Genomic DNA, 22964 nt, shown 5'->3' on the forward strand with positions numbered 1-22964 from the left:
ACATTAACCACTTTAAAATAAAAAAAATAAATACTAAAGTCCTTAAAGAAAAAAATTTAATTAATACAAATTTTATATAAATAAAATTCTCGTTCTTATTCTTATAAATTACGAAAAATAACTAGCAACTGTTTTATATATAAAACAAATTTAATTTTTTATTACTGAAAATTTATTGAAAACTATTTTAATTTAATTTTTTATATAACAATTTTTAATATCTCAATAAAATAAAATATATTAATAATGATATATATAGAAAAAAATGGCTTCAGATAATATTTTACTATTACACTAAAGCCTAATTTTTTAATACTAATTAAAAAGATTTTTAAGTTAAGTTAAAAATTATCTGGACTCTCGAAACGTTTTACTTCTTGTAACTTATTAGGGTCATGCATAGTTGCAATACCATCTTCTGTTTTTTGATCAACAATAACATCTGGGTTAAAGATAGTAATAGTTTCTCTTCCTAACGCATCTTCTCCTACAATATATTGAAAGCCACGGCGATTCATTTTGTGACATAACTTTTGGTAAAAGCCTTTAAGTCCTTCGGTTTCTTCATTAGGGTTGTAATAAAATGCGTTCATTACTGCCGGTAGACCAAGGCCACATACCACACCAGATAACAGTACACTAATAAAGGTATATCCAATAAGAATACTACTATAAGGACTAAGTGCTGGAATATTTGCAACAGCCAGAATTAAAGCAAGTGAAATCCCGCCTCGTACGCCACCCCAAGATAAGATAGTTAAACTACCATTGTAGCTTTTGGTTTTGCGCATTGTTGGGAAGAAAGCAAAAGACATAAAATTTGCTGCAAAACGAGAAATATGCAAAATAAAGAAAGCAACTATTCCCCCTAAGATCAGGCTAAAATTCAAATCAAGAATAAACAGCTCAAGACCAATTAAAGTGAATAAGAATGAATTGATAATTCCTTCTACTGTATGCCAAAAATGATTAACTTCTCTAATCTCGCGCTCTTCACGGATTTCTTTCCATTTATTACCAACAATTAAACCGCCAATCACACAAGCAATCGGAGCAGAAGCATGAGCAAACAAAGCAACTAAATATGCTCCGCTAGCAAGTAAGGCAGTTGTTAGAATCAGGGACTCCATTTCGTGTTTGCCACGTAATAGACGTAATGTTCCTATACCGAATGCCCATCCAATACCGACAGCAACCACAATTTCATAAAGTAAAGCCTCTAAAGTCGCAACTAACGAAAAATGTTCACCTTGTAAAACGTTCAGCAATGTCATAAATAGTGCAATACACATTGCATCATTAAATAAAGATTCGCCTTCTAATTTGACAATCAAATGATGGGGCGCACGAATCGAACTTAAAACACCTTTAATACCGATCGGGTCAGTTGCCCCCAATGCCGCGCCTAATAATAGAAGAACTAAAATTGGTACATGATGGCCAACCAGTAATTGGAAGCCGTAAAGTAAGCCACCAAACAATACGGCGCAGATAACTAGTGCAATAGTCGCTAGAATACTAATTTGTCGCCAATAACTTCTTAAGTCTGAAATTTTAAATTTCAGTGCAGAAGATGTCAGAATAAAACAAATGACGCCATTAATTAAAAAGTCATAAAAATCGATATGACGTACTGCTTCTTCAATATTGTGAATATTAATGGTAATGAACTGATTACCATTTAAGAGACTAGCTCCCCATTGCAAAATGAAGACAAAGATTGCAGAAACAAGAGGCACGCCAATAGCTTGAGGAAAGCCTAAAATACGCTTATTGAATATAGTCGTTGCAATTGATAAGGCAAATACAACTGTAAGTGCTTGTAATAAGAAAAAATTACCCATGAATACCCTTCTTCTGGGTCAATGACCAAATAAAAAACCTAGACAGCTAAACTGAACAGAATGAGGAAGTAGGCACCTTATAAGGGCCTAAACAGTTAAAAGTTGGAATATAAGTTTAACGAATTACTTTAATCATTCTATCGATCAGTTAAATTTCTTAACATTAATTATGAAGTTGGGGTATTAAAAGATGAGCTTATTTAAAGTGTTTTAATAAACTCATCTTTAACATTAGATAGGATTATTAAAAGTATCACATTGGTTGATATCACCGGACTTTAAGCCCACTTGAAACCAATGCATCCGCTGTTCACTCGTACCATGCGTAAAACTATCAGGTACAACTTGTCCTGTCGCACGTTTTTGCAAATAGTCATCACCAATTTTTTGAGCTGCATCCATTGCTTCTTCAACATCACCAGACTCTAAAAACTGAGTACGTTGTTGATTATGATTTGCCCATATACCTGCTAAACAGTCAGCTTGTAACTCTTGTCGAACAGATAATTGGTTACCCTCTCTTTGGCTGACTTGCGAACGAGCTTGTTGCACTTGAGATGAAATACCAAGCAAGGTTTGAACATGATGACCTACTTCATGCGCAACAACATAGGCTTGGGCAAAATCCCCTGCCTGATCTTGGCGAGAAAGCTCTGATTTATTTTGCTCACCCGAAATCCCCATTTGCTCGCGCATATCTTTAAAGAATTCGGTATCGATATAAACTTTTTGGTCAGCTGGGCAATAAAAAGGTCCCATAGCAGATTGAGCGGTACCACAACCTGAGCGAGTCACTCCACTAAATAAAACTAACGTTGGCGGTGTATAAGTTTTACCTAACTGTTTAAATATAGGTGTCCACGTATCTTCTGTATCAGCTAATACAGTTCCAACAAAATCCGATGCTTCTTTTTGCTCAGGTGTTAAACTTTCTGGTGAGGTTGCATTTGATTGTTGTGAAGCAGTAACCTGCTGCGTTGCCTGATAAGCCATTTGCGGATCAACGCCAAAAAATTTCCATGCGACAAATGCCACGACCAAACCAATAATACTAATACCACCTGCTTTAACACCGCCCCCACCTCGACGGTCCTCAACATTGGTACTGACTCTACGATCTCTCCAGCGCATAACGTCCCTCTTCTTATTAAATGGCCTGATTAGTCAGAAGCTTTTGGCCACATTTTCTGTATTAAACTCACCACAAGCAACACAACCGCCCCAGCAATCATACCAATCGCAAAGTTCATTAATGTCGGTGTTAAAGCTCCAATAATATTGCCTACTGCGGGTATATTCTCTACATGATCGACGGTACTATCAGTAATATGATGAAGTAAAGGAATTGTATGGTTAATAATCCCTCCACCTACTAAAAACATTGCAATAGTTCCAACAATAGAAAGTAGCTTCATTAAAAGAGGAGCAAAAGCAAGTAAACCACGTCCTAGAGTTTGTTTAAAAGAAGCAGCCTGTTTTGTTAAATATAATCCTAAATCATCAATCTTAACAATCACACCAACCAAGCCATAAACACCTAGTGTCATCACAACAGCAATAATGCTAAGTACACTTATTTTTGTTATTAAAGCCGCCGTAGCAACCGTTCCTAAAGAAATAACAACAATTTCAGCAGATAAAATAAAGTCAGTTCGAATAGCTCCTTTTACTTTCTCTTTTTCAAAAGTAGCCAGATCCAGCTCTTCATTGTTAAATTCTTTTTCTGCTTCCTCAGAGGTTGAAGCTTTTCTATGCATAATTGTATGAAGAACTTTTTCAACACCTTCATAACATAGAAATAAACCACCTAGCATCAATAAAGGGTTAATCAGCCACGGTGCGATAACACTAATTAATAAAGCTAAAGGTACTAAAATAAGCTTATTAACTAAAGAACCTTTGGCAACCTTCCATACGATAGGCAATTCACGATCTGCACGTACACCTGTTACCTGTTGTGCATTTAAAGCCAAATCATCACCTAAAACACCGGCAGTTTTCTTTGCTGCCATTTTGCTCATTAAAGCGACATCATCTAAAATTGTTGCAATATCATCTAATAATAAAAGTAAGCCACTTGCCATTTCTTATCCAGGTTTGTATTTATCTAGCTATTGTAAGATGAAATATTCCGTTTTCTGTAATTTTACTGAATAAATTCACAATATTATTTTAAGAAAGTTTAACCAATCGCTGACGAAAAAAATTTATTTCCCGTACAATAATGCCAATCTTTTATATTACAGGGCTTACTATCCCTGATTAAGCCAATACGATAGTGGAATAAATAATGAGTAATGTTGATCAGCGTCCAATTATTTTGACAGGCGACCGCCCAACCGGACAACTTCACCTTGGGCATTTTGTCGGTTCTTTGCGTTCACGTGTAGGTTTACAGGATAGCCACCATCAACACCTCTTATTAGCAGATGCACAAGCATTAACAGATAATGCAGATAACCCAGATAAAGTACGTCGTAACATTTTAGAAGTTGCTCTAGATTATTTAGCTGTTGGTATTGATCCGACTAAAACAACTATTTGTGTTCAGTCATGTTTACCAGCACTGAATGAACTTACAATGCTATATCTTAACTTTGTAACTGTGGCTCGTTTAGAACGTAACCCGACTATTAAATCTGAAATTCAAATGCGCGGTTTTGAACGTGACATTCCTGCGGGCTTCCTTTGCTATCCTGTTGCACAGGCGGCTGATATTACGGCTTTTAAAGCAACTGTAGTACCAGTAGGTGAAGATCAGATTCCAATGATTGAGCAAACGAATGAAATCGTGCGTCGTGTAAACCGTCAAATTGGTCAAGACCTTTTACCTGAATGTAAAGCGTTGCTTTCTAATATGGCTCGTTTACCTGGTTTTGATGGTAAAGCAAAAATGTCTAAGTCATTAGGTAATACCATTGTTTTAAATGCTTCTGACAAAGACATTAAAAAAGCTGTAAACGCAATGTACACTGACCCAAATCATCTTCGTATCGAAGATCCAGGTCAGGTTGAAGGAAACATCGTATTTACTTACTTAGATGCATTTGATCCAAACAAAGAAGAAGTTGAGGAATTAAAAGCTCATTACCGTCGTGGTGGTCTTGGTGACGGTACTGTTAAAAAACGTCTCGAAGGTGTGTTAAAAGAATTAATTACTCCTATTCGTGAGCGCCGTGAAGAACTTGCTAAAGACCCTGATTACATTATGGATGTTTTACGTCAAGGTACTGATAAATGTCGAATCATTACTCAGCAAACTTTAGATGAAGTTAAAGATGGCTTAGGCTTATTTAAATTCTAATTCTTAGATTCAAAATATAATTCAAAAAGCCCTACGGGGCTTTTTTCATAATTATATTTAGATTCAATAACTTAAGTTATTACAATTTCTATATATTTATTATGATTCACACGCTCTTACCCTTTTAACGTGAAGTAACACTAATTAACGTGAACCTTAATGAACAAATATGAACACCTCACTAATATAGCTCAAGTAGGTTGATATGAACCTCACGACATTTCTCCTTAAGCCGAAACTGTTTTTAACAGATTCGTTGTTCTACGCAATGATCACCCCAATCATTGCGTATTTTTTTGTCTCTTTTTAGCGTTATTATTTCTCATTTCATTTTATGCTACTTTTCAATGATGCAAAAAAAAATGCCGCATCATTTTTCAGATGCGACATTTTTTAAAGATTTAAGGTAGCTATTAAACTAAACCTTTCTCTTTTAATACTTGCAACATAGTTGAACCAAGCTCAGCTGGGCTACGAGTGTAAGCCATACCTGCTTTTTCAAATGCAGCAAATTTCTCTTCAGCAGTACCTTGACCACCAGAAATGATCGCACCAGCGTGACCCATACGCTTACCTTTAGGAGCAGTTACACCAGCGATGTAACCTACTACAGGCTTAGTCACGTTAGATTTGATGAATTCAGCAGCTTCTTCTTCTGCTGTACCACCGATCTCACCGATCATGATGATTGCATCAGTATCTGGATCGTCTTGGAACAATTGAAGCGCTTCGATTTGGTTCATACCTGGGATTGGGTCACCACCAATACCGATACAAGTAGACTGACCTAAACCAAGCTTAGTTGTTTGAGCAACAGCTTCATAAGTCAATGTACCTGAACGTGAGATAATACCAATACGACCTGGTTGGTGGATGTGACCAGGCATAATACCGATCTTACATTCACCCGGAGTGATCACGCCTGGGCAGTTAGGACCAACTAAACGAGTCCCGTTACCGTTAGTTTCTAAATAACGTTTTGCTTTAAGCATGTCGATTGTTGGAACACCTTCAGTGATCACAACGATTAGGCCAACACCTGAATCAACCGCTTCAACGATTGAGTCTAAAACGAATGGAGCTGGTACATAGATTACAGATGCATCTGCATTTGTTTCACGTACAGCTTCTTTCATTGTGTTGAATACTGGTAAGTCAAGGTGAGTTGTACCACCTTTACCTGGAGTAACACCACCAACAACTTTTGTACCGTAGTCTAAAGCTTGTGCAGAGTGGAAAGTACCGTTTTTACCAGTAAAACCTTGTACCAATACTTTAGTGTCTTTATTAATTAATACGCTCATGATTGATACTCCCCTTACGCTTTAACTGCAGCTACAACTTTTTCTGCGGCATCAGACAAACCGTTCGCAGAAATTAATTTCAAACCAGATTCATCAAGTAATTTAGCACCTAACTCAGCGTTGTTACCTTCTAAACGAACAACAACTGGAACAGTTACGTTTACTTCTTGAACCGCTGCAATAATTGCTTCAGCAATCATGTCACAACGTACGATACCACCGAAGATGTTAATTAAAACACCTTGTACAGATGTATCAGCAAGGATGATTTTGAACGCTTCAATTACGCGCTCTTTAGTTGCACCGCCACCAACGTCAAGGAAGTTTGCAGGCTGACCACCATAAAGTTTAATGATGTCCATAGTTGCCATTGCAAGACCAGCACCGTTAACCATACAACCGATGTTACCTTCTAAAGCAACGTAGTTAAGATCAAATTCAGATGCTTTTAATTCACGCTCATTCTCTTGAGATTTGTCACGTAAAGCAGCAACTTTAGGTAAACGGTAAAGCGCGTTAGAGTCGATACCTACTTTAGCATCTACACATAAAATTTCGCCGTTTTCACGAACAGAAAGCGGGTTAATTTCAAATAAAGCAAAATCGTTTTCAACAAATGCTTGGTAAGCAGCTGTCATGATTTTTACGAATTGACCGATTTGTTTGTCTTTCAAACCTAAAGCAAACGCAACTTCACGTGCTTGGAATGGTTGTAAGCCAACTAATGGATCAACTTCAACTTTGATAATTTTTTCTGGAGTTTCTTCAGCAACTTTCTCGATTTCTACACCACCTTCTGTAGAAGCCATGAAAGTAATACGACGGCTAGAACGGTCTACAACCGCGCCCAAGTAAAGCTCACGCTCAACTGGATATACGTCTTCAGCAACAATGATGCTGTTTACTGGTTGACCATTTGCATCTGTTTGATACGTTACAAGACGAGTACCAATGATATTGTTTGCAAATTCGATAACATCTTCTTTAGATTTTGCAACTTTAACGCCACCAGCCTTACCACGACCACCAGCATGAACTTGCGCCTTCATTACAGCGAATTTACCACCAAGCTGTTCAAATGCAGCAACTGCTTCGTCTGCATTGGTTGCCAAGATACCTTCTTGTACCGGCATACCATATTCTTTCAATAACGCTTTAGCTTGATACTCATGTAAGTTCATTTAGTTACCTACTTAACTTTGTTTGTTGTCTTCAATTTGCGCAACATTCTCATGTTGTATGTGCAAATTGCTGTCTACGTCTATCAACTTGATGATTTTTTAATCACACCATCGAATGTGAAAAAGAGCGGAGAAACCGCTCTTTAATTTTATTTACGCTTACGTTGAATCGCGTGAATTGCACGACCATCTACAGCAAGTGCAGCTTCATGAACAACTTCAGAGAATGTTGGGTGACCAAAAGTCATCAACTGAAGATCTTCAACAGAAGATACAAATTCAAGAGCGATCATACCTTGGTGAACGATATCAGATGCTGCAGGTCCAATCACATGCATACCTAATAAACGGTCAGTTTTTGCATCAGCAACGAACTTAACAAAACCTGCACCTTCACCAGCAGCTAAAGCACGACCATTTACAGCAAAACCGAATTGACCAGTTTTTACTTCATGACCTTTTTCTTTAGCTTGTTCTTCAGTTAAACCAACCCACGCCGCTTCAGGGTGTGTATAGATAACAGAAATGATTGTGTCATAGTTTACTTGAGCAGCATGACCGTGAATACGTTCAACAGCCATTACACCCTCTTCCATTGCTTTATGAGCAAGCATTGGACCGCGAACCAAGTCACCAATCGCATATACACCTTCTACAGAAGTTGCACAGTGATCGTTTACTTCAACTAAACCACGTTCAGTTAATTTAATGCCTGAATCTTCAGCCAATAAACCTTCTGCATAAGCTTTACGGCCAACACAAACGATTAATTTGTCAAAAGTTTGAGTTTTTTCTTCGCCACCTTGAGTGTATTTAACAGTCACTTCACGACCATTAACTTCAGTGCCAGAAACTTTAGCACCAACGCGAATATCAAGACCTTGCTTAGTTAAAAGCTTTTGGTATTCTTTTGCCAAAGCTTTATCAGCCATTGGCAAGAATGCATCCATTGCTTCAAATACAACAACTTCAGCACCAAGACGACGCCATACTGAGCCAAGTTCTAAACCGATTACACCTGCACCAATTACACCTAAACGCTTAGGTACTTCTGGGAAGTTTAATGCGCCAGTTGAATCAACAATAATATCTTGATCTACAGGAGCTACAGGAATATTTACAGGCACAGAACCAGACGCAAGAATCACGTATTTAGGTTCTAAAACTTGAGTTTCACCTTCATGAGAAACGAACTCAACTTTTTTACCAGCAAGTAATTTACCTGTACCTTTTAACCACTCAATACCGTTGCCTTTAAGCAATTGGTCGATACCGCCAGTTAATTGGTCAACAATTTTGTCTTTACGAGCAAGAAGTTTTGCAAGATCGAAATTCACTTCACCAGTTGTAATACCGTGATCAGCTAAGTGATGCACTGTATCTTCATAACGATGAGAAGAATCAAGCAAAGCTTTAGAAGGGATACAACCTACGTTTAAGCAAGTACCACCTAAAGAAGGCTTACCGTTGTGAATACGTTTTTCAATACAAGCGACTTTGAAGCCTAGTTGAGCAGCGCGAATCGCAGCTTCATAACCACCAGGACCACCGCCGATGACAACAAGATCAAATTGTTGAGACATTTTTATCTCCATAAACCAAGATAGAGGATCGCTCTATCCTGGTAGGTATTTATTCGAAGAAATTAAAGATCAAGGATGAGTTTAGCTGGCTCTTCTAACAATTCTTTGATTGCTACTAAGAAACCTACAGCTTCTTTACCATCGATCATACGGTGGTCGTAAGAAAGCGCTAAGTACATCATTGGCAAGATTTCAACTTGACCATTTACCGCCATAGGACGCTCTTGGATTTTGTGCATACCCAAGATACCAGTTTGCGGCTGGTTCAAAATAGGAGTTGAAAGCAATGAACCGAAAGTACCACCGTTAGTGATAGTGAAAGTACCACCAGTCATTTCTTCGATAGATAATTTACCATCACGTGCTTTAGCAGCATAAGCAGCAATACCTGCTTCAACTTCTGCGTAGCTCATACGGTCCGTATCACGTAATACTGGTACAACAAGACCACGATCAGAAGATACTGCAACACCGATGTCATAGTAACCGTGATAAACGATATCGTCGCCATCAATTGAAGCATTTACAGCTGGGTAACGTTTAAGCGCTTCAGTTGCTGCTTTAACGAAGAATGACATGAAGCCTAAACGAGCACCATGACGTTTTTCGAAAGCATCTTTATATTGCTTACGCAATTCCATGATTGGCTTCATGTTAACTTCGTTAAATGTAGTTAACATTGCAGTTTCTTGAGTAGCTGCAAGAAGACGCTCAGCAACACGTTTACGTAAACGAGTCATTGGAACGCGTTTTTCGATACGTTCGCCAACAGCAACGCTTAACGGAGTAACGTTAGCAGCTGGTTTAGCTTGATGGTTTGCAACATCTTCTTTAGTGATACGACCACCACGACCAGTACCTTGTACGTCAGAAGCAGCAATACCAGATTCAGTTAACGCTTTACGAACCGCAGGAGCTTGATCAGACACAGTTTCTGTACGCTCAACAACAGGAGCTGCACCAGCTTGAGTTTGAGCAACTGCTTGTTCTACTGCTGCAGGAGCAGCAGCTGCGCCAGCACCAGCTTCGAATTGAGCAATAACTTCGTCAGAAAGAACTGTATCGCCTTCACCTTTAATGATTGCAACCAAGCTACCATCTGCAGGAGCAACAACTTCTAAAACAACTTTGTCGGTTTCAATATCACAGATTACTTCATCACGTGATACAGGTTCACCCACCTTTTTATGCCAAGTTGCGATGGTGCCATCTGCAACAGACTCTGGGAATACCGGTGCTTTAATTTCGGTTGCCATTATTGAGAATCTCCTGATTGTTCAGCTTCGATTGCCAATGCATCATTAATTAGCTGAGCTTGTTGTTTTGCATGCAAGTACGGTGAGCCACAAGCTGGTGCAGCAGAAGCTTCACGACCTGCAAAACTGATACGGATTTGTTTGCCAGATTTTAAGATATCGTCATATAAACGAGGTGCGATAAACAACCAAGCGCCTTGGTTCTTCGGCTCTTCTTGTGCCCAAACGAGTTCTTTCACATTTGGATAAGCAGCCAAGATTTCTGCAAGACGTTGCTCTGGGTATGGATACAACTGTTCGATACGTACGATTGCAACATTAGTTAAGTTTTGTTCACGACGTTTTTCGAGTAAGTCGTAATAAACTTTACCGCCACAAAGTACAAGACGAGTTACATCTGACTTGTTAATTTGATCGATTTCGTCAATTACAGTTTGGAATGAACCATGTGCTAGCTCTTCTAAAGTAGAAGTCGCAAGTCTATGACGAAGTAAAGATTTCGGTGACATTACGATTAATGGCTTACGAATTGGGCGTACAGCCTGACGACGTAATGCATGGAAAATCTGTGCAGGTGTCGTTGGAGTGATCACTTGCATGTTGTCTTCAGCACATAACTGTAAGAAACGTTCTAAACGAGCTGAAGAGTGCTCTGGACCTTGACCTTCGAAACCATGTGGTAACAACATCGTTAAACCACAAACACGCTCCCACTTAGTCTCACCAGAAGCAATAAACTGATCAATCACAACCTGAGCACAGTTTACGAAGTCACCAAATTGTGCTTCCCAAATAATTAAGCTCTTAGGAATTGTAGTTGCGTAACCATATTCAAATGCAAGAACTGCTTCTTCAGATAACAAAGAATCGTAAATCGCGAAACGTGGTTGGTTCTCTTTAACATGACAAAGAGGAATGTAAGTTGAACCGTCAACTTGGTTATGCAATTTCGCATGACGGTGTGAGAAGGTACCACGACCTACGTCTTCACCAGTAATACGAACTAGATAGTCTTCATCCAATAAAGTCGCATAAGCTAAAGTTTCTGCTGCACCCCAGTTTAAAGGAGTTTCGCCAGTTTGCATTTTCACGCGATCTTCAATTACTTTTTGAACCTGACGCTGCATTACAAACCCTTCAGGAAGTTTGCTCATGCCCTCGCCTAATTCTTTAAGGCGGTTCAAGTCAAATGAAGTATCCCAATCGTCTGTATAGTCATGGCCCAAATATGGAGTCCAATCAACAAACATTTTGGTATTTGGTTCAAGAATCAATGCATTTGCTACATGATTACCCGCTTCTAAATCAGAACGGTAATCTTCAACCATTTGATCAGCTTCAGCACGATCAAGTACTTTCTCTTGTACAAGTTGATCAGCATAAAGTGTACGAGTAGTTGCTTTCTTCGCAATTACTTGATACATCAATGGTTGTGTACCAGATGGCTCATCCGCTTCGTTATGACCACGACGGCGATAACAGAACAAATCGATAACAACATCTTTACGGAATTCGTGACGGAAATCATGTGCTAATTGAGTAGCAAAGATAACAGCTTCAGGATCATCACCATTTACATGGAAAATCGGTGCCTGAATCATTTTAGCAACGTCTGTACAGTACTCTGTAGAACGCGCATCACGTGGATCAGAAGTTGTGAAACCAACTTGGTTATTCACAATAATATGAACCGTACCACCAACTGTATAGCCACGAGTTTGTGACATTTGGAAGGTTTCCATGTTCACGCCTTGACCTGCAAATGCAGCATCACCATGAACAATAACTGGCAATACGTCATCACCGCCGATGTCTCTACGACGTACTTGACGCGCACGCACAGAACCTTCAACTACAGGACCAACAATTTCCAAGTGAGATGGGTTAAATGCCAATGCCAAGTGAACTTCACCACCTGGAGTCATTACATTACTTGAGAAACCTTGGTGGTATTTAACGTCACCAGAACCTTTCTTATGAAGTGATTTACCTTCGAACTCACCAAACAAGTCCGCCGGATTTTTACCCATAATATTAACAAGAAGGTTCAAACGGCCACGGTGTGGCATACCGATAACAACTTCTTTACAACCTACAGCACCAGCACGCTGGATAATCTCATTTACCATAGGAATAAAAGATTCGCCGCCTTCAACACCAAAGCGTTTAGCACCGACGTATTTATTACCGAGATATTTTTCTAGCCCCTCAGCAGCAGTTAAACGCTCTAAGAAGCCTTTCTTTTGATCATTTGAGAAATTGAATTTACCACGGGCACTTTCAAGACGCTGTTGAATCCAACGTTTTTCTTTTGTGTCCACGATATGCATGTATTCAACACCGATTGAACCACAATAGATTGCTTCCATTGCTTCAATCATTTCGGCAAGCGTTGCTTCGCTCTTGCCAATCTCAAGATTGCCTGTATTGAATACTGTGTCTAAATCTGATTTGGTTAAACCGTGTGCTGAAAGATCTAAATCAGGAATATCTTCACGCTTAGCAAGACCTAATGGATCTAATTTAGCTTTTTGATGTCCGCGATTGCGATAAGCAGCAATAAGTTGTAAAACGCCAATTTGACGACGCTCATGCTCAGTACTTACAGTACTTTGTACAACAGGTTGAACACGATTAGCATTACGTCCTAGTAATAGGAATTGCTCACGCACAGCGCTGTGTGGTTGGTCACCCTTTGGATATTTATCGAAATATTGGCGCCAGTCCTCAGCGACGGAGGTTGGGGAAGTCAGGTACTGCTCGTAAAGTTCTTCAATATACGCTGCACTATCAGCGGAAAGTTCAGTGTCAAGACGCAATGCGTCAGCAACTTCTTGCATTTGTGGACCCATTTCCTATTGCAAAAAATATTACAGGCTGCCTTTTAAGCACACCCATGATGCATAATGTCAAATTGGTAAAAATGACACTACTTACCCAACAGGTCTTCAAGACCATGGGGCGTCATACTACCTAGAGAGAAAACTCCATAGGTAATTAATGAATCACAACGCCCTCAATGGCATCATCACTCACCTTATACTCGATTAAAACCGAGCAATTTTTTGCAAATCTTTTTAGAAAAATTAACTATACAATTAACTTTTCTAAAATGACTTTGACCATAAAAATTAAGCACTGATCTAAGATCGTGCCACTTAATTTAATTTCACTAGTATACGCTTTTTTTACCTACAACTTTGTGGCAAATCGTATCATGTTCTTAACGAACGATTGATTTTTTTGACACATACCATCTATAAATTGGCGAAATACATATCCAATTTTATCTATTAATATATGGTGCTTTATATAAAAACCCCTCTTTTAACGACTAAAGTATAAGACGTCTATTATAAAATTAAAAAAAAACGCACATCAAGGATGTGCGTTCTCTATTTGTGCAGAATTAACCCGCTTGATCTAACAACATATTACGGATGTGACCGATAGCTTTTGTTGGATTCAAACCTTTAGGACATACTGACACACAGTTCATGATACCTTTACAGCGGAACAAACTGAATGGATCGTCAAGACGAGCCAAACGATCTGCTGTCGCAGTATCACGAGAATCGATAATAAAACGGTATGCATTCAACAATGCTGAAGGACCCAAGAATTTATCAGGGTTCCACCAGAATGATGGGCATGAAGTTGAACAACATGCACAAAGAATACACTCATACAAACCATTTAAGTGTTCACGCTCTTCCGGAGACTGTAAACGCTCTTTAGGCGGAGCTGGCTGGTTATTGATCAAGAATGGCTGAATTTTGTCATATTGATCATAGAATTGGTTCATATCAACAACCAAATCTTTAACAACCGGCAAACCTGGCAATGGACGAATTACGATTTTCTCTGGTAGGTCATTAAGGTTTTGCAAGCAAGCTAAACCATTTTTACCATTGATGTTCACACCATCAGAACCACAAATACCTTCACGGCAAGAGCGACGGAATGTTAACGTTTCGTCTTGAACTTTCAAAGCAAGCAATGCATCAAGCAACATACGGTGCTTATCAGTCAATTCAAGTTTGAAAGTTTGCATGTACGGCGCTTTATCCTTATCAGGATCATAGCGGTAGATTTCGAATGTACGAGTACCTCTACTCATCTTTATACTCCCGATTAGAATGTACGTGGTGCTGGTGGAATTGGATCAACAGTTAACGGCTTGAAGCGCACTGGCTTATATTCCAAACGGTTATCTGATGAATACCATAAAGTATGTTTCATCCACTCATCATCACGGCGACCGTATGAATAAGTTGGGTGATCAGCTGGTAATTCATAGTCAACTACCGTATGCGCACCACGACATTCTTTACGCGCAGCAGCTGAAATTAATGTAGCTTTTGCAACTTCATATAAGTTTTCAACTTCAAGCGCTTCAACACGTGCAGTGTTAAATACTTTAGATTTATCTTTCAAGTGAATGTTACGCACACGCGGTTCAAGAGCAAGAATCTCTTTAACACCTTTATCAAGCAATGCTTGAGTACGGAACACACCAGCGTGGTCTTGAACGATATCACGAATTGCATCAGCAACTTCTTGTGCATTTTCACCAGAAGTTGATTCATCCAACTTACGTACGCGATTTAAAGTTTGCTCTAATACGTTTGTTGGAAGCGGTGCATATTCATCACCATGATGCTTAGTTACGTAGTCGATAATGTGCTCACCAGCAGCTTTACCAAATACAACCAAGTCAAGAAGTGAGTTAGTACCTAAACGGTTTGCACCATGTACTGATACGCAAGAACATTCACCAATTGCATAGAAACCTTTTACAGGTTTAGTGTAGTTGTCTGTACCAGGTTCTGGTAAGCACACTTGACCATGCATATTCGTAGGAATACCACCCATTTGATAATGGATTGTTGGCACTACTGGAATTGGTTCTTTAGTAATGTCTACGTTTGCGAATTTTTTACCGATCTCAAATACAGATGGTAAACGCTTCATGATTGTGTCAGCACCTAAGTGAGTCATATCAAGTAAGATATAATCACCTTTTGGACCACAACCACGACCTTCTTTAATTTCCTGGTCCATAGAGCGTGATACGAAGTCACGTGGAGCCAAGTCTTTTAAAGTCGGTGCATAACGTTCCATGAACGGTTCGCCGTCTTTGTTACGAAGGATCGCTCCTTCACCACGACAACCTTCAGTTAACAATACACCTGCGCCCGCAACACCCGTAGGGTGAAATTGCCAGAATTCCATATCTTGTAATGGAATGCCAGCACGAGCAGCCATACCAAGACCGTCACCAGTGTTGATATAAGCATTTGTTGATGCACGGTAAACACGACCAGCACCACCAGTTGCAAACAATGTTGCTTTTGCTTGGAATACGGCAATATTACCAGTTTCTTGGTCAATTGCAGTCACACCAAGCACATCACCTGCTTCGTTACGGATCAAATCAAGAGCGATCCATTCAACGAAGAATTGAGTACCCATTTTCACGTTGCTTTGATAAAGCGTGTGCAATAATGCGTGACCAGTACGGTCAGCAGCAGCACAAGCACGTGGAACTGGTTTATCACCATAGTTCGCAGAGTGACCACCGAACGGACGTTGGTAAATTGTACCATCAGCGTTACGGTCAAACGGCATACCCATGTGTTCAAGTTCATACACAACTTTTGGTGCTTCACGACACATAAATTCAATTGCGTCTTGGTCACCTAACCAGTCAGAACCTTTTACTGTATCGTAAAAGTGGAAATGCCAGTTATCTTCTTGCATGTTACCTAACGACGCACCGATACCACCCTGAGCAGCAACTGTATGTGAACGTGTTGGGAAAACTTTAGTAAGTACAGCAACTTTCAAACCTGCTTGAGCAAGTTGGTAAGATGCACGCATACCAGAACCACCACCACCAACGATAACAGCATCGAAAGTGAGGTTTTGAATATTTGAATAATCTTCTTTAGGGTTTATCGCGCCCATGATATCTTCCTATCAATTCGCCCAGAAAATCTGGATACCCCAGATTGCGTACACAAACACTGCAATAATGACAGCCGTAGTCAGTACAAGGCGTAAACCTTTCGCTGAAGGACCCATTTGACGAGTAGTGACATAGTCAGTGAAAACTTGCCACATACCAATCCATGCGTGTGCGATAAGCGACAAAATTGCCAATAAAGAGAAAATCTTCATTGGTAATGTCATCATGAAGCCAGCCCATTGTTGATAGTCAAATCCGCCTTTGCAGAGAATCCAACCAAAAAGAACAACAGTATAAGCTGCCAATACCACAGCACTTACACGCTGGATAAACCAATCACGAGAACCTGAACCTGTTAAACCTGTAGCACTTTTCATTAGAACATAATCCATACAAAGGCTGCGATAATGGCTACCACAGATAAGATCAATGAAATTGTCGCTGCAATACGACCGCTTTGCAGTTCTTCAGCAAAACCTAGATCTGCAAGCAAATGCTTAACCCCAGCAATAAAGTGGAAAATTAAGCCGGCTACAAATACCCAAACGATAAAACGTACAAGGATATTTCCGAAAACGACATTTTTAACGTAGTCAAATCCTTCTGGTGAAGATAATGATTTATCTAGAATCCATAAGAGAACTGGTACTAATAAGAAAACGATGACACCTGATAAACGGTGTAAAATTGATGCAATAGCCACGGGTGAGCGTAAATTTACCGCTAACACCTGACCCATGGACAAATTGACAGGTCTGTTGCTTTTCACAGCGGGCATCCTGTAGGTAGAAACTCCGACCGGAGTTTGTTGAATTAATTCCAAGGAAAGCTGGCATTGTTAGGCAAGCACAGCTCATGCCTAACCTATAAACGACACTGAATTATAAAACGCGAAATATCAAAATACAAACAATCCACTTTGCCTTTTCCGCAAAAACTCATTAAATAAGAATCATTCACATAGCCAAACAGTAGTCTTCCCTATCCAAAATTTAAGAGTAAACAAAACATGTGCTTGTTTAACAACATCTTTTATAAAAAATATCTTTTCTACTGCTTTATCTAAAATAAGTGAGTTTTAGACTAAAGATAAAGTTAATAATTCATCAAGCCTAATCAAAATCATAAACCAAATTTACCGTTACATACTAATTTTAATCATTTTTATTTTAAAAATATCCAATATCATCATTTACCTTAAATGTAATAAAGAGCTACTTGACTCTTAACAGTGAGTAGTATTTTTACAAAAAAAGAGTTTTAAATTTTTAAGGATGTTCAACAAGCTATTTTTTAAACAATTAAACTTAAAAAAAGTACAACTTTTGGAATTATCAAATAGTGATAATTAAGCAATTTTTGAATCGCAATTTAAAATTACAGACTGAGTTTTATGATTTTTTTAAGCGGATTGGCATTTTATGACCACGTCTGATTCTTAATTCTAATTTAAAAATTTGCTTACAATTGTACTCACGCTTCATTTTTTTTCTGCACGTTCTTCTTGAATTGACTTATGATACCATCCCGATGCAGTGATTTTACTGACTTTTTTGCTCGGGTCTTGATGACTAACTCTCTGTGGGAACGTCATTTTTTATCCATAAGTATAATTGACAAAATTTCAGTACTCACTAATCTTATAGCAAATTTTGACACCGTCTGATTCGCACATGAGAAAATTAGGATTTCGAGTCAGATAATCATTCACCAGGACAGGAGATCTATTGAATGTCTGAAGCAACTGGCAAAAAAGCCGTATTACATCTTGATGGCAAAGAAATTGAATTACCAATTTACAGTGGCACATTAGGTCCCGATGTAATCGACGTTAAAGATGTATTGGCCTCAGGTCACTTTACTTTTGATCCTGGTTTTATGGCGACAGCTTCATGCGAGTCTAAAATCACATTTATCGATGGTGACAAAGGTATTTTATTACACCGCGGTTACCCGATTGACCAGTTAGCGACTCAAGCAGACTACCTTGAAACTTGTTATTTATTATTAAATGGTGAGTTACCAACCGCTGAACAAAAAGTTGAGTTCGATGCGAAAGTTCGTGCTCACACTATGGTTCACGATCAAGTTAGCCGTTTCTTCAATGGTTTCCGTCGTGACGCACACCCTATGGCAATCATGGTTGGTGTAGTTGGCGCATTATCTGCGTTCTATCACAACAACCTTGACATTGAAGACATCAACCACCGCGAAATTACTGCGATTCGTTTGATTGCTAAAATTCCAACGCTTGCTGCTTGGAGCTACAAATATACTGTAGGTCAGCCATTCATCTATCCACGTAACGACTTAAATTACGCGGAAAACTTCTTACACATGATGTTTGCAACTCCTGCAGACCGTGACTACAAAGTAAACCCTGTTCTTGCGCGTGCAATGGATCGTATTTTCACGCTTCATGCTGACCACGAACAAAACGCTTCTACGTCTACAGTTCGTCTTGCTGGTTCTACTGGTGCGAATCCATATGCGTGTATCTCTGCTGGTATCTCTGCTCTTTGGGGACCTGCACACGGTGGCGCGAACGAAGCAGTTCTTAAAATGCTTGATGAAATCGGTAGCGTTGAAAATGTTGCTGAGTTCATGGAAAAAGTTAAACGCAAAGAAGTTAAACTTATGGGCTTCGGTCACCGCGTTTACAAAAACTTCGATCCACGTGCTAAAGTGATGAAGCAAACTTGTGACGAAGTTCTTGAAGCATTAGGTATCAACGATCCTCAATTAGCACTTGCTATGGAACTTGAACGTATTGCATTGAACGACCCGTACTTTGTTGAACGTAAACTTTACCCTAACGTAGACTTCTACTCTGGTATCATCCTTAAAGCGATTGGTATCCCAACAGAAATGTTTACTGTTATCTTCGCTCTTGCACGTACAGTTGGCTGGATCAGCCACTGGTTAGAAATGCACAGCGGTCCTTACAAAATTGGTCGTCCACGTCAGCTTTACACTGGTGAAGTGCAACGTGACATCAAGCGTTAATATTCGAAAGAACATTAATGTAAAAAAGCTGCCTAATGGCAGCTTTTTTTATAAATAAGTTTTTTAAAAGTTATTCTTCTTCAAACATATTTAACAAGTGATGACTAATACCATCAGCTCTTAACCAAGCCAGCTCATAACTTGCTTTAGCCAAAGCCAAGACACGTCTTTCAAATTCAGTCCACACTTCTTTAACTTGTGCTTCTGAAATACCTAAACCGCTTTCAGATACAAGATGCTTATTTTTTTCACATATTTTTAAGGCATGATAGAGTTTACGGCCTTTACTCGCCCCTTCCACTAACCGAACACGCTTACTTAATATAAATCCTTCCACATGCTGAACATTTGCCTGTGGCAACATAGGCACCAAAATCTGGTCTAATTGATCATCTAAGCGCTTCCAGACAGCTAAACGCTGCTCTACTGTATAAGTATTCCATTGAATTACTTCATGGTTAAAACGGCGACAACCACGACATACTTGATCACCAAAAACTGTTGAACAACGCCCTGCACATGGGGTGAGAGAGAGCGTTCGATGATCATTACTCAAAACAAACTCCTTAAATAAACCATATACTTTTTATGGTTTTCTCGCTTATTACAAATTTTCGCGCTAAAATACGCGCCTTAAATTTCTATCTTAATACATTTGGAGTATTCCATGAACGCTACTGTAGAACAGCTTGCACCTGTAGAACAGCAAGCGACCGCGGGTTGGGTTGTTGCAGCACTATATCAATTTAAAGAAGTTCAAGATCCGGCCGATCTTCAACAACGTCTTTTAGACTTAGTGAAAACAATTAACCTTTGCGGAACTCTGATTGTAGCAGGTGAAGGAATTAATGGTACGGTTGCAGGAGACCGTGAGGCAATTGATACAATTCATCAATTTTTATTAAATGAAGGCTTCAATGCTATGGAATATAAAGAATCCCATAGTTCTGACAAACCTTTCCGTAAAATGAAAATTAAGCTTAAAAAAGAAATTGTGACTTTAGGTGTAGAAGTAAAACCTCGTGACTTAGTTGGTCACTATCTTGATCCTAAAGAATGGAATGAGCTTATTGCACGCGATGATGTCATCTTAATCGACACACGTAATGACTATGAATACAAAGCCGGCACTTTCAAAGGTGCAATTGACCCTAAAACAGAAACATTCCGCGAATTTCCTGAGTACGTTAAAAAAGAATTAGAACAGCATAAAGACAAAAAAATTGCGATGTTCTGTACTGGTGGTATTCGTTGTGAAAAATCAACTTCTTTACTTCTTCAAGAAGGATTTAAAGAGGTTTATCACCTAAAAGGCGGTATTCTCAAATATTTAGAAGAAACACCAGCTGATGAAAGTCTTTGGGAAGGTGAATGTTTCGTATTTGACGGACGTACTGCGGTAACTCATGGTGTCGAAGAAGGCGCAAACATTAAATGTCATGCTTGTGGCTGGCCTTTAACTCCTGAAGAATCAGCGCTACCAAGCTATGAACATGGTGTTTCTTGCGTATATTGCATCGATAAAACGACAGAGAAACAAAAAGCTGGTTTCCGTATGCGCCAGTCACAAATTGCTGCTGCTAAGCGTAAACGCCTATAAAATTAAAAATTAACTACAAAAGGCATTTAGTTTTCTAAATGCCTTTTTTTGTTTCTTCTAAATAAGTGCTAATAATAAAAAACGCCCTAGAAAGGACGTTATTTATTATTTCTTCTAATAAATTAATTTGGATGATCCTAGACAGTATCGTGGACAACAAATCCCTCTAAATTCTTAAAATATTTCTTCTCAAAGGCTTCAGGGCTTAACCAGCCATTTGCAGAATGTCTTCTGACCCGATTGTAATAAATCTCAATATAGTCAAACAAGACAGCATTCGCTTCTTTTCGAGTGGCAAACACACTGCCATGGACCACATGACCTTTCAATGTATGAAAGAAGCTTTCAGTCACTGCATTATCCCAACAGTTTCCACGTCTAGACATACTCTGAGTACAATCATTTGTCAGTAACAGCGCTCTAAAATCACGACTACAGTACTGTGAACCTTGGTCCGAATGAACCATAACACCAGTTGGATAACCCTGACGAGCCATTGCATAGTTAAACGTATCACACACCAACTGGCGGTCTATTCGATGGCTGGTTTGCCACCCCACGATACGACGACTAAATAGATCCAGCATCACACATAAATACAGCCAACCTTGCTTGGTACGGATATAGGTAATATCCGTTGTCCAAACCTTGTTAGGCTGAATGACTGTAAATTGACGCTCTAACAGATTGGGTGCTGTAGGCAAACGATGGTTTGAATCAGTCGTATGCTTGTATTTACGCGCAATCCTGCTGCGTAAACCCAGATTTTTCAGCATTCTTCCAACAGTGCGTTCACTCATGCTGTAACCTAAATCATGCATGTCATGTACCAATGAAGGTGCACCCAATCGTGCATGATGCTGCCAATATACGGCTTTTAAATCATTATATTTCTCTACCGTATTGGCCTGACGTTTTCGCCAGGCATAATAGCCTGAAGTGCTGACACCTAGGTATTTACAGGCAGAAGATACCGTGACTTCATTCATATCTAGATCTTGAATTACCGTGTACTTTTCTTGGCATGATCTGTTAGAAAGTACACATGCGCTTTTTTTAAGATGTCATTGGCTTCCTTGAGCTGTTTGACTTCTTTCTCTAATTCCAAGATCCGCTGTTGTTCTGGTGAAAGTTGACGTTTGCTTGAACCCACTGGATTGGTTTCACGAATCCATTTGTCTAAAGTTGAATAACCCACACCTAATTTCTGGGCGATTGCAGCTATAGGCTCGTGTGAGTTTGAAAGTGCATAATCAATTGCTTGCTGTTTAAATTCAGCACTAAAACGTTTGGCCATTTCTTGGATCTCCAAAGTTAACGTTACGTTATCTTTAGAGGGAAGTACTGTCCATTATTTTGGCTAGGATCAGGAGTATGGTACATCAAATATAATTCATTCAAATTATCTGGAATTTCTTCTGCCAGTTCATCCATTAACTGTCCATTGCGACGGAAAGACTCCATTTGTGGATCTTCTTCATCAATTCCACTAAAAACCATGATCGGTAAAGTCAAATCAACCAATTGTTCTTCATACTCAGGAGCAAACCATGCCTCTTCATTTAAGAACATTGCATCAACAAACCCTACACTCCAATCGCCTAGGCTTGATTCAACATCAGCTTCTTCAACTTCAAATGGAAATTCAATCCCATTTTCATTTGCTAAATCTTGACGAATCGACTCTAGCCAAACCTTGATTTGCTGAATAATTTCTGCCGGAACCTTTTTCTGGTTACCTTCGAATAATTCATCTAACCAGCGGTCAAACTGAGGGCCTACTGCAATTGCACACAAAAAACCATGAGTTGCAGCAAAGTCTAGACCATACTCATTGTGGTCTCCATCTAGATATTCACTTAACTGGTCTAAATCTAATGCACTCATTGTGTTACCTGACTTTAAAAAGAAATTG

The 22964-nt window shown here is 39.1% G+C and carries 18 protein-coding genes and 1 pseudogene; 3 read left to right on the plus strand and 16 right to left on the minus strand.

Annotation, left to right across the window (positions count from 1 at the left end):
• Positions 1–341: 341 nt before the first annotated feature.
• From CSB87_RS05535 to CSB87_RS05545, 3 genes are all read right to left on the minus strand, one after another.
• Positions 342–1844 (minus strand): cation:proton antiporter, encoded by a 1503-nt coding sequence (locus CSB87_RS05535; RefSeq protein WP_002051161.1) that lies wholly within the window; start codon positions 1842–1844, stop codon positions 342–344.
• 231 nt (positions 1845–2075) lie between these two features.
• The gene (locus CSB87_RS05540; protein WP_002051488.1) at positions 2076–2975 is read right to left on the minus strand and encodes a neutral zinc metallopeptidase; all 900 of its coding nucleotides are present in this window, start codon (positions 2973–2975) and stop codon (positions 2076–2078) included.
• 29 nt (positions 2976–3004) lie between these two features.
• Complete coding sequence (locus tag CSB87_RS05545) at positions 3005–3928, minus strand: DUF808 domain-containing protein (RefSeq protein WP_004885495.1); 924 nt, start codon at positions 3926–3928, stop codon at positions 3005–3007.
• Positions 3929–4134: 206 nt separating this feature from the next.
• Here CSB87_RS05545 and trpS point away from each other — a divergent pair, with 206 nt between their 5' ends.
• Complete coding sequence (gene trpS / locus CSB87_RS05550; protein ID WP_000072941.1) at positions 4135–5148, plus strand: tryptophan--tRNA ligase; 1014 nt, start codon at positions 4135–4137, stop codon at positions 5146–5148.
• A gap of 413 nt (positions 5149–5561) precedes the next feature.
• Here the strand turns inward: trpS and sucD are convergent, their stop codons facing one another.
• The 10 genes and pseudogenes from sucD to sdhC form a co-directional block, all read right to left on the minus strand.
• Positions 5562–6452 (minus strand): succinate--CoA ligase subunit alpha, encoded by an 891-nt coding sequence (gene sucD, locus CSB87_RS05555; RefSeq protein ID WP_002051332.1) that lies wholly within the window; start codon positions 6450–6452, stop codon positions 5562–5564.
• A gap of 14 nt (positions 6453–6466) precedes the next feature.
• Positions 6467–7633: an ADP-forming succinate--CoA ligase subunit beta gene (sucC, locus tag CSB87_RS05560; protein ID WP_001048573.1), complete on the minus strand. Its 1167-nt coding sequence runs from the start codon at positions 7631–7633 to the stop codon at positions 6467–6469.
• Between the two features lie 149 nt (positions 7634–7782).
• The gene (gene lpdA / locus CSB87_RS05565; RefSeq protein ID WP_002051272.1) at positions 7783–9216 is read right to left on the minus strand and encodes a dihydrolipoyl dehydrogenase; all 1434 of its coding nucleotides are present in this window, start codon (positions 9214–9216) and stop codon (positions 7783–7785) included.
• A gap of 62 nt (positions 9217–9278) precedes the next feature.
• Complete coding sequence (gene odhB / locus CSB87_RS05570) at positions 9279–10472, minus strand: 2-oxoglutarate dehydrogenase complex dihydrolipoyllysine-residue succinyltransferase (protein ID WP_002051292.1); 1194 nt, start codon at positions 10470–10472, stop codon at positions 9279–9281.
• Positions 10472–13312, minus strand: coding sequence for a 2-oxoglutarate dehydrogenase E1 component (locus CSB87_RS05575; protein WP_031953218.1), 2841 nt, complete (start codon positions 13310–13312; stop codon positions 10472–10474). Before CSB87_RS05575 ends, odhB begins: the two co-directional genes overlap by 1 nt.
• A 157-nt stretch (positions 13313–13469) precedes the next feature.
• Positions 13470–13598 (minus strand): annotated as a pseudogene (locus tag CSB87_RS05585) (hypothetical protein).
• 283 nt (positions 13599–13881) lie between these two features.
• On the minus strand, positions 13882–14592 hold the full coding sequence (locus CSB87_RS05590) for a succinate dehydrogenase iron-sulfur subunit (RefSeq protein ID WP_002051353.1): 711 nt from the start codon (positions 14590–14592) through the stop codon (positions 13882–13884).
• Between the two features lie 14 nt (positions 14593–14606).
• On the minus strand, positions 14607–16442 hold the full coding sequence (gene sdhA / locus CSB87_RS05595) for a succinate dehydrogenase flavoprotein subunit (protein ID WP_002051114.1): 1836 nt from the start codon (positions 16440–16442) through the stop codon (positions 14607–14609).
• 12 nt (positions 16443–16454) lie between these two features.
• Positions 16455–16820 carry a succinate dehydrogenase, hydrophobic membrane anchor protein gene (gene sdhD, locus CSB87_RS05600; RefSeq protein WP_000833672.1) on the minus strand — a complete coding sequence of 122 codons (366 nt, stop codon included), beginning with the start codon at positions 16818–16820 and terminating at the stop codon, positions 16455–16457.
• Complete coding sequence (sdhC, locus tag CSB87_RS05605) at positions 16820–17221, minus strand: succinate dehydrogenase, cytochrome b556 subunit (protein ID WP_006580405.1); 402 nt, start codon at positions 17219–17221, stop codon at positions 16820–16822. The genes sdhD and sdhC overlap by 1 nt, the downstream gene beginning before the upstream one ends.
• 953 nt (positions 17222–18174) lie before the next feature.
• On the opposite strand from sdhC, the gene gltA reads away from it, so the two are divergent.
• Entirely contained in the window at positions 18175–19449 is a 1275-nt protein-coding gene (gltA, locus tag CSB87_RS05610; RefSeq protein WP_001287579.1) for a citrate synthase, read from the plus strand.
• A 70-nt stretch (positions 19450–19519) separates the two neighbouring features.
• Here the strand turns inward: gltA and CSB87_RS05615 are convergent, their stop codons facing one another.
• Positions 19520–20005: a DUF1289 domain-containing protein gene (locus tag CSB87_RS05615; RefSeq protein ID WP_031953223.1), complete on the minus strand. Its 486-nt coding sequence runs from the start codon at positions 20003–20005 to the stop codon at positions 19520–19522.
• A 111-nt stretch (positions 20006–20116) separates the two neighbouring features.
• On the opposite strand from CSB87_RS05615, the gene CSB87_RS05620 reads away from it, so the two are divergent.
• Entirely contained in the window at positions 20117–21049 is a 933-nt protein-coding gene (locus tag CSB87_RS05620; RefSeq protein WP_002051550.1) for a rhodanese-related sulfurtransferase, read from the plus strand.
• Between the two features lie 137 nt (positions 21050–21186).
• On the opposite strand, the gene CSB87_RS05625 is transcribed toward CSB87_RS05620, so the two are convergent.
• A protein-coding gene (locus CSB87_RS05625; protein WP_085945698.1) for an IS3 family transposase occupies positions 21187–22346 on the minus strand; the annotation gives its coding sequence in 2 pieces (ribosomal slippage) (positions 21187–22112 and positions 22112–22346; 1161 coding nt in all).
• 23 nt (positions 22347–22369) lie between these two features.
• The gene (locus tag CSB87_RS05630; protein ID WP_106105049.1) at positions 22370–22936 is read right to left on the minus strand and encodes a YecA family protein; all 567 of its coding nucleotides are present in this window, start codon (positions 22934–22936) and stop codon (positions 22370–22372) included.
• Positions 22937–22964: the final 28 nt, after the last annotated feature.

This window comes from Acinetobacter sp. AR_0276, from assembly GCF_003000705.1.
In the GTDB taxonomy this organism is placed as follows: Bacteria; Pseudomonadota; Gammaproteobacteria; order Pseudomonadales; family Moraxellaceae; genus Acinetobacter; species Acinetobacter nosocomialis.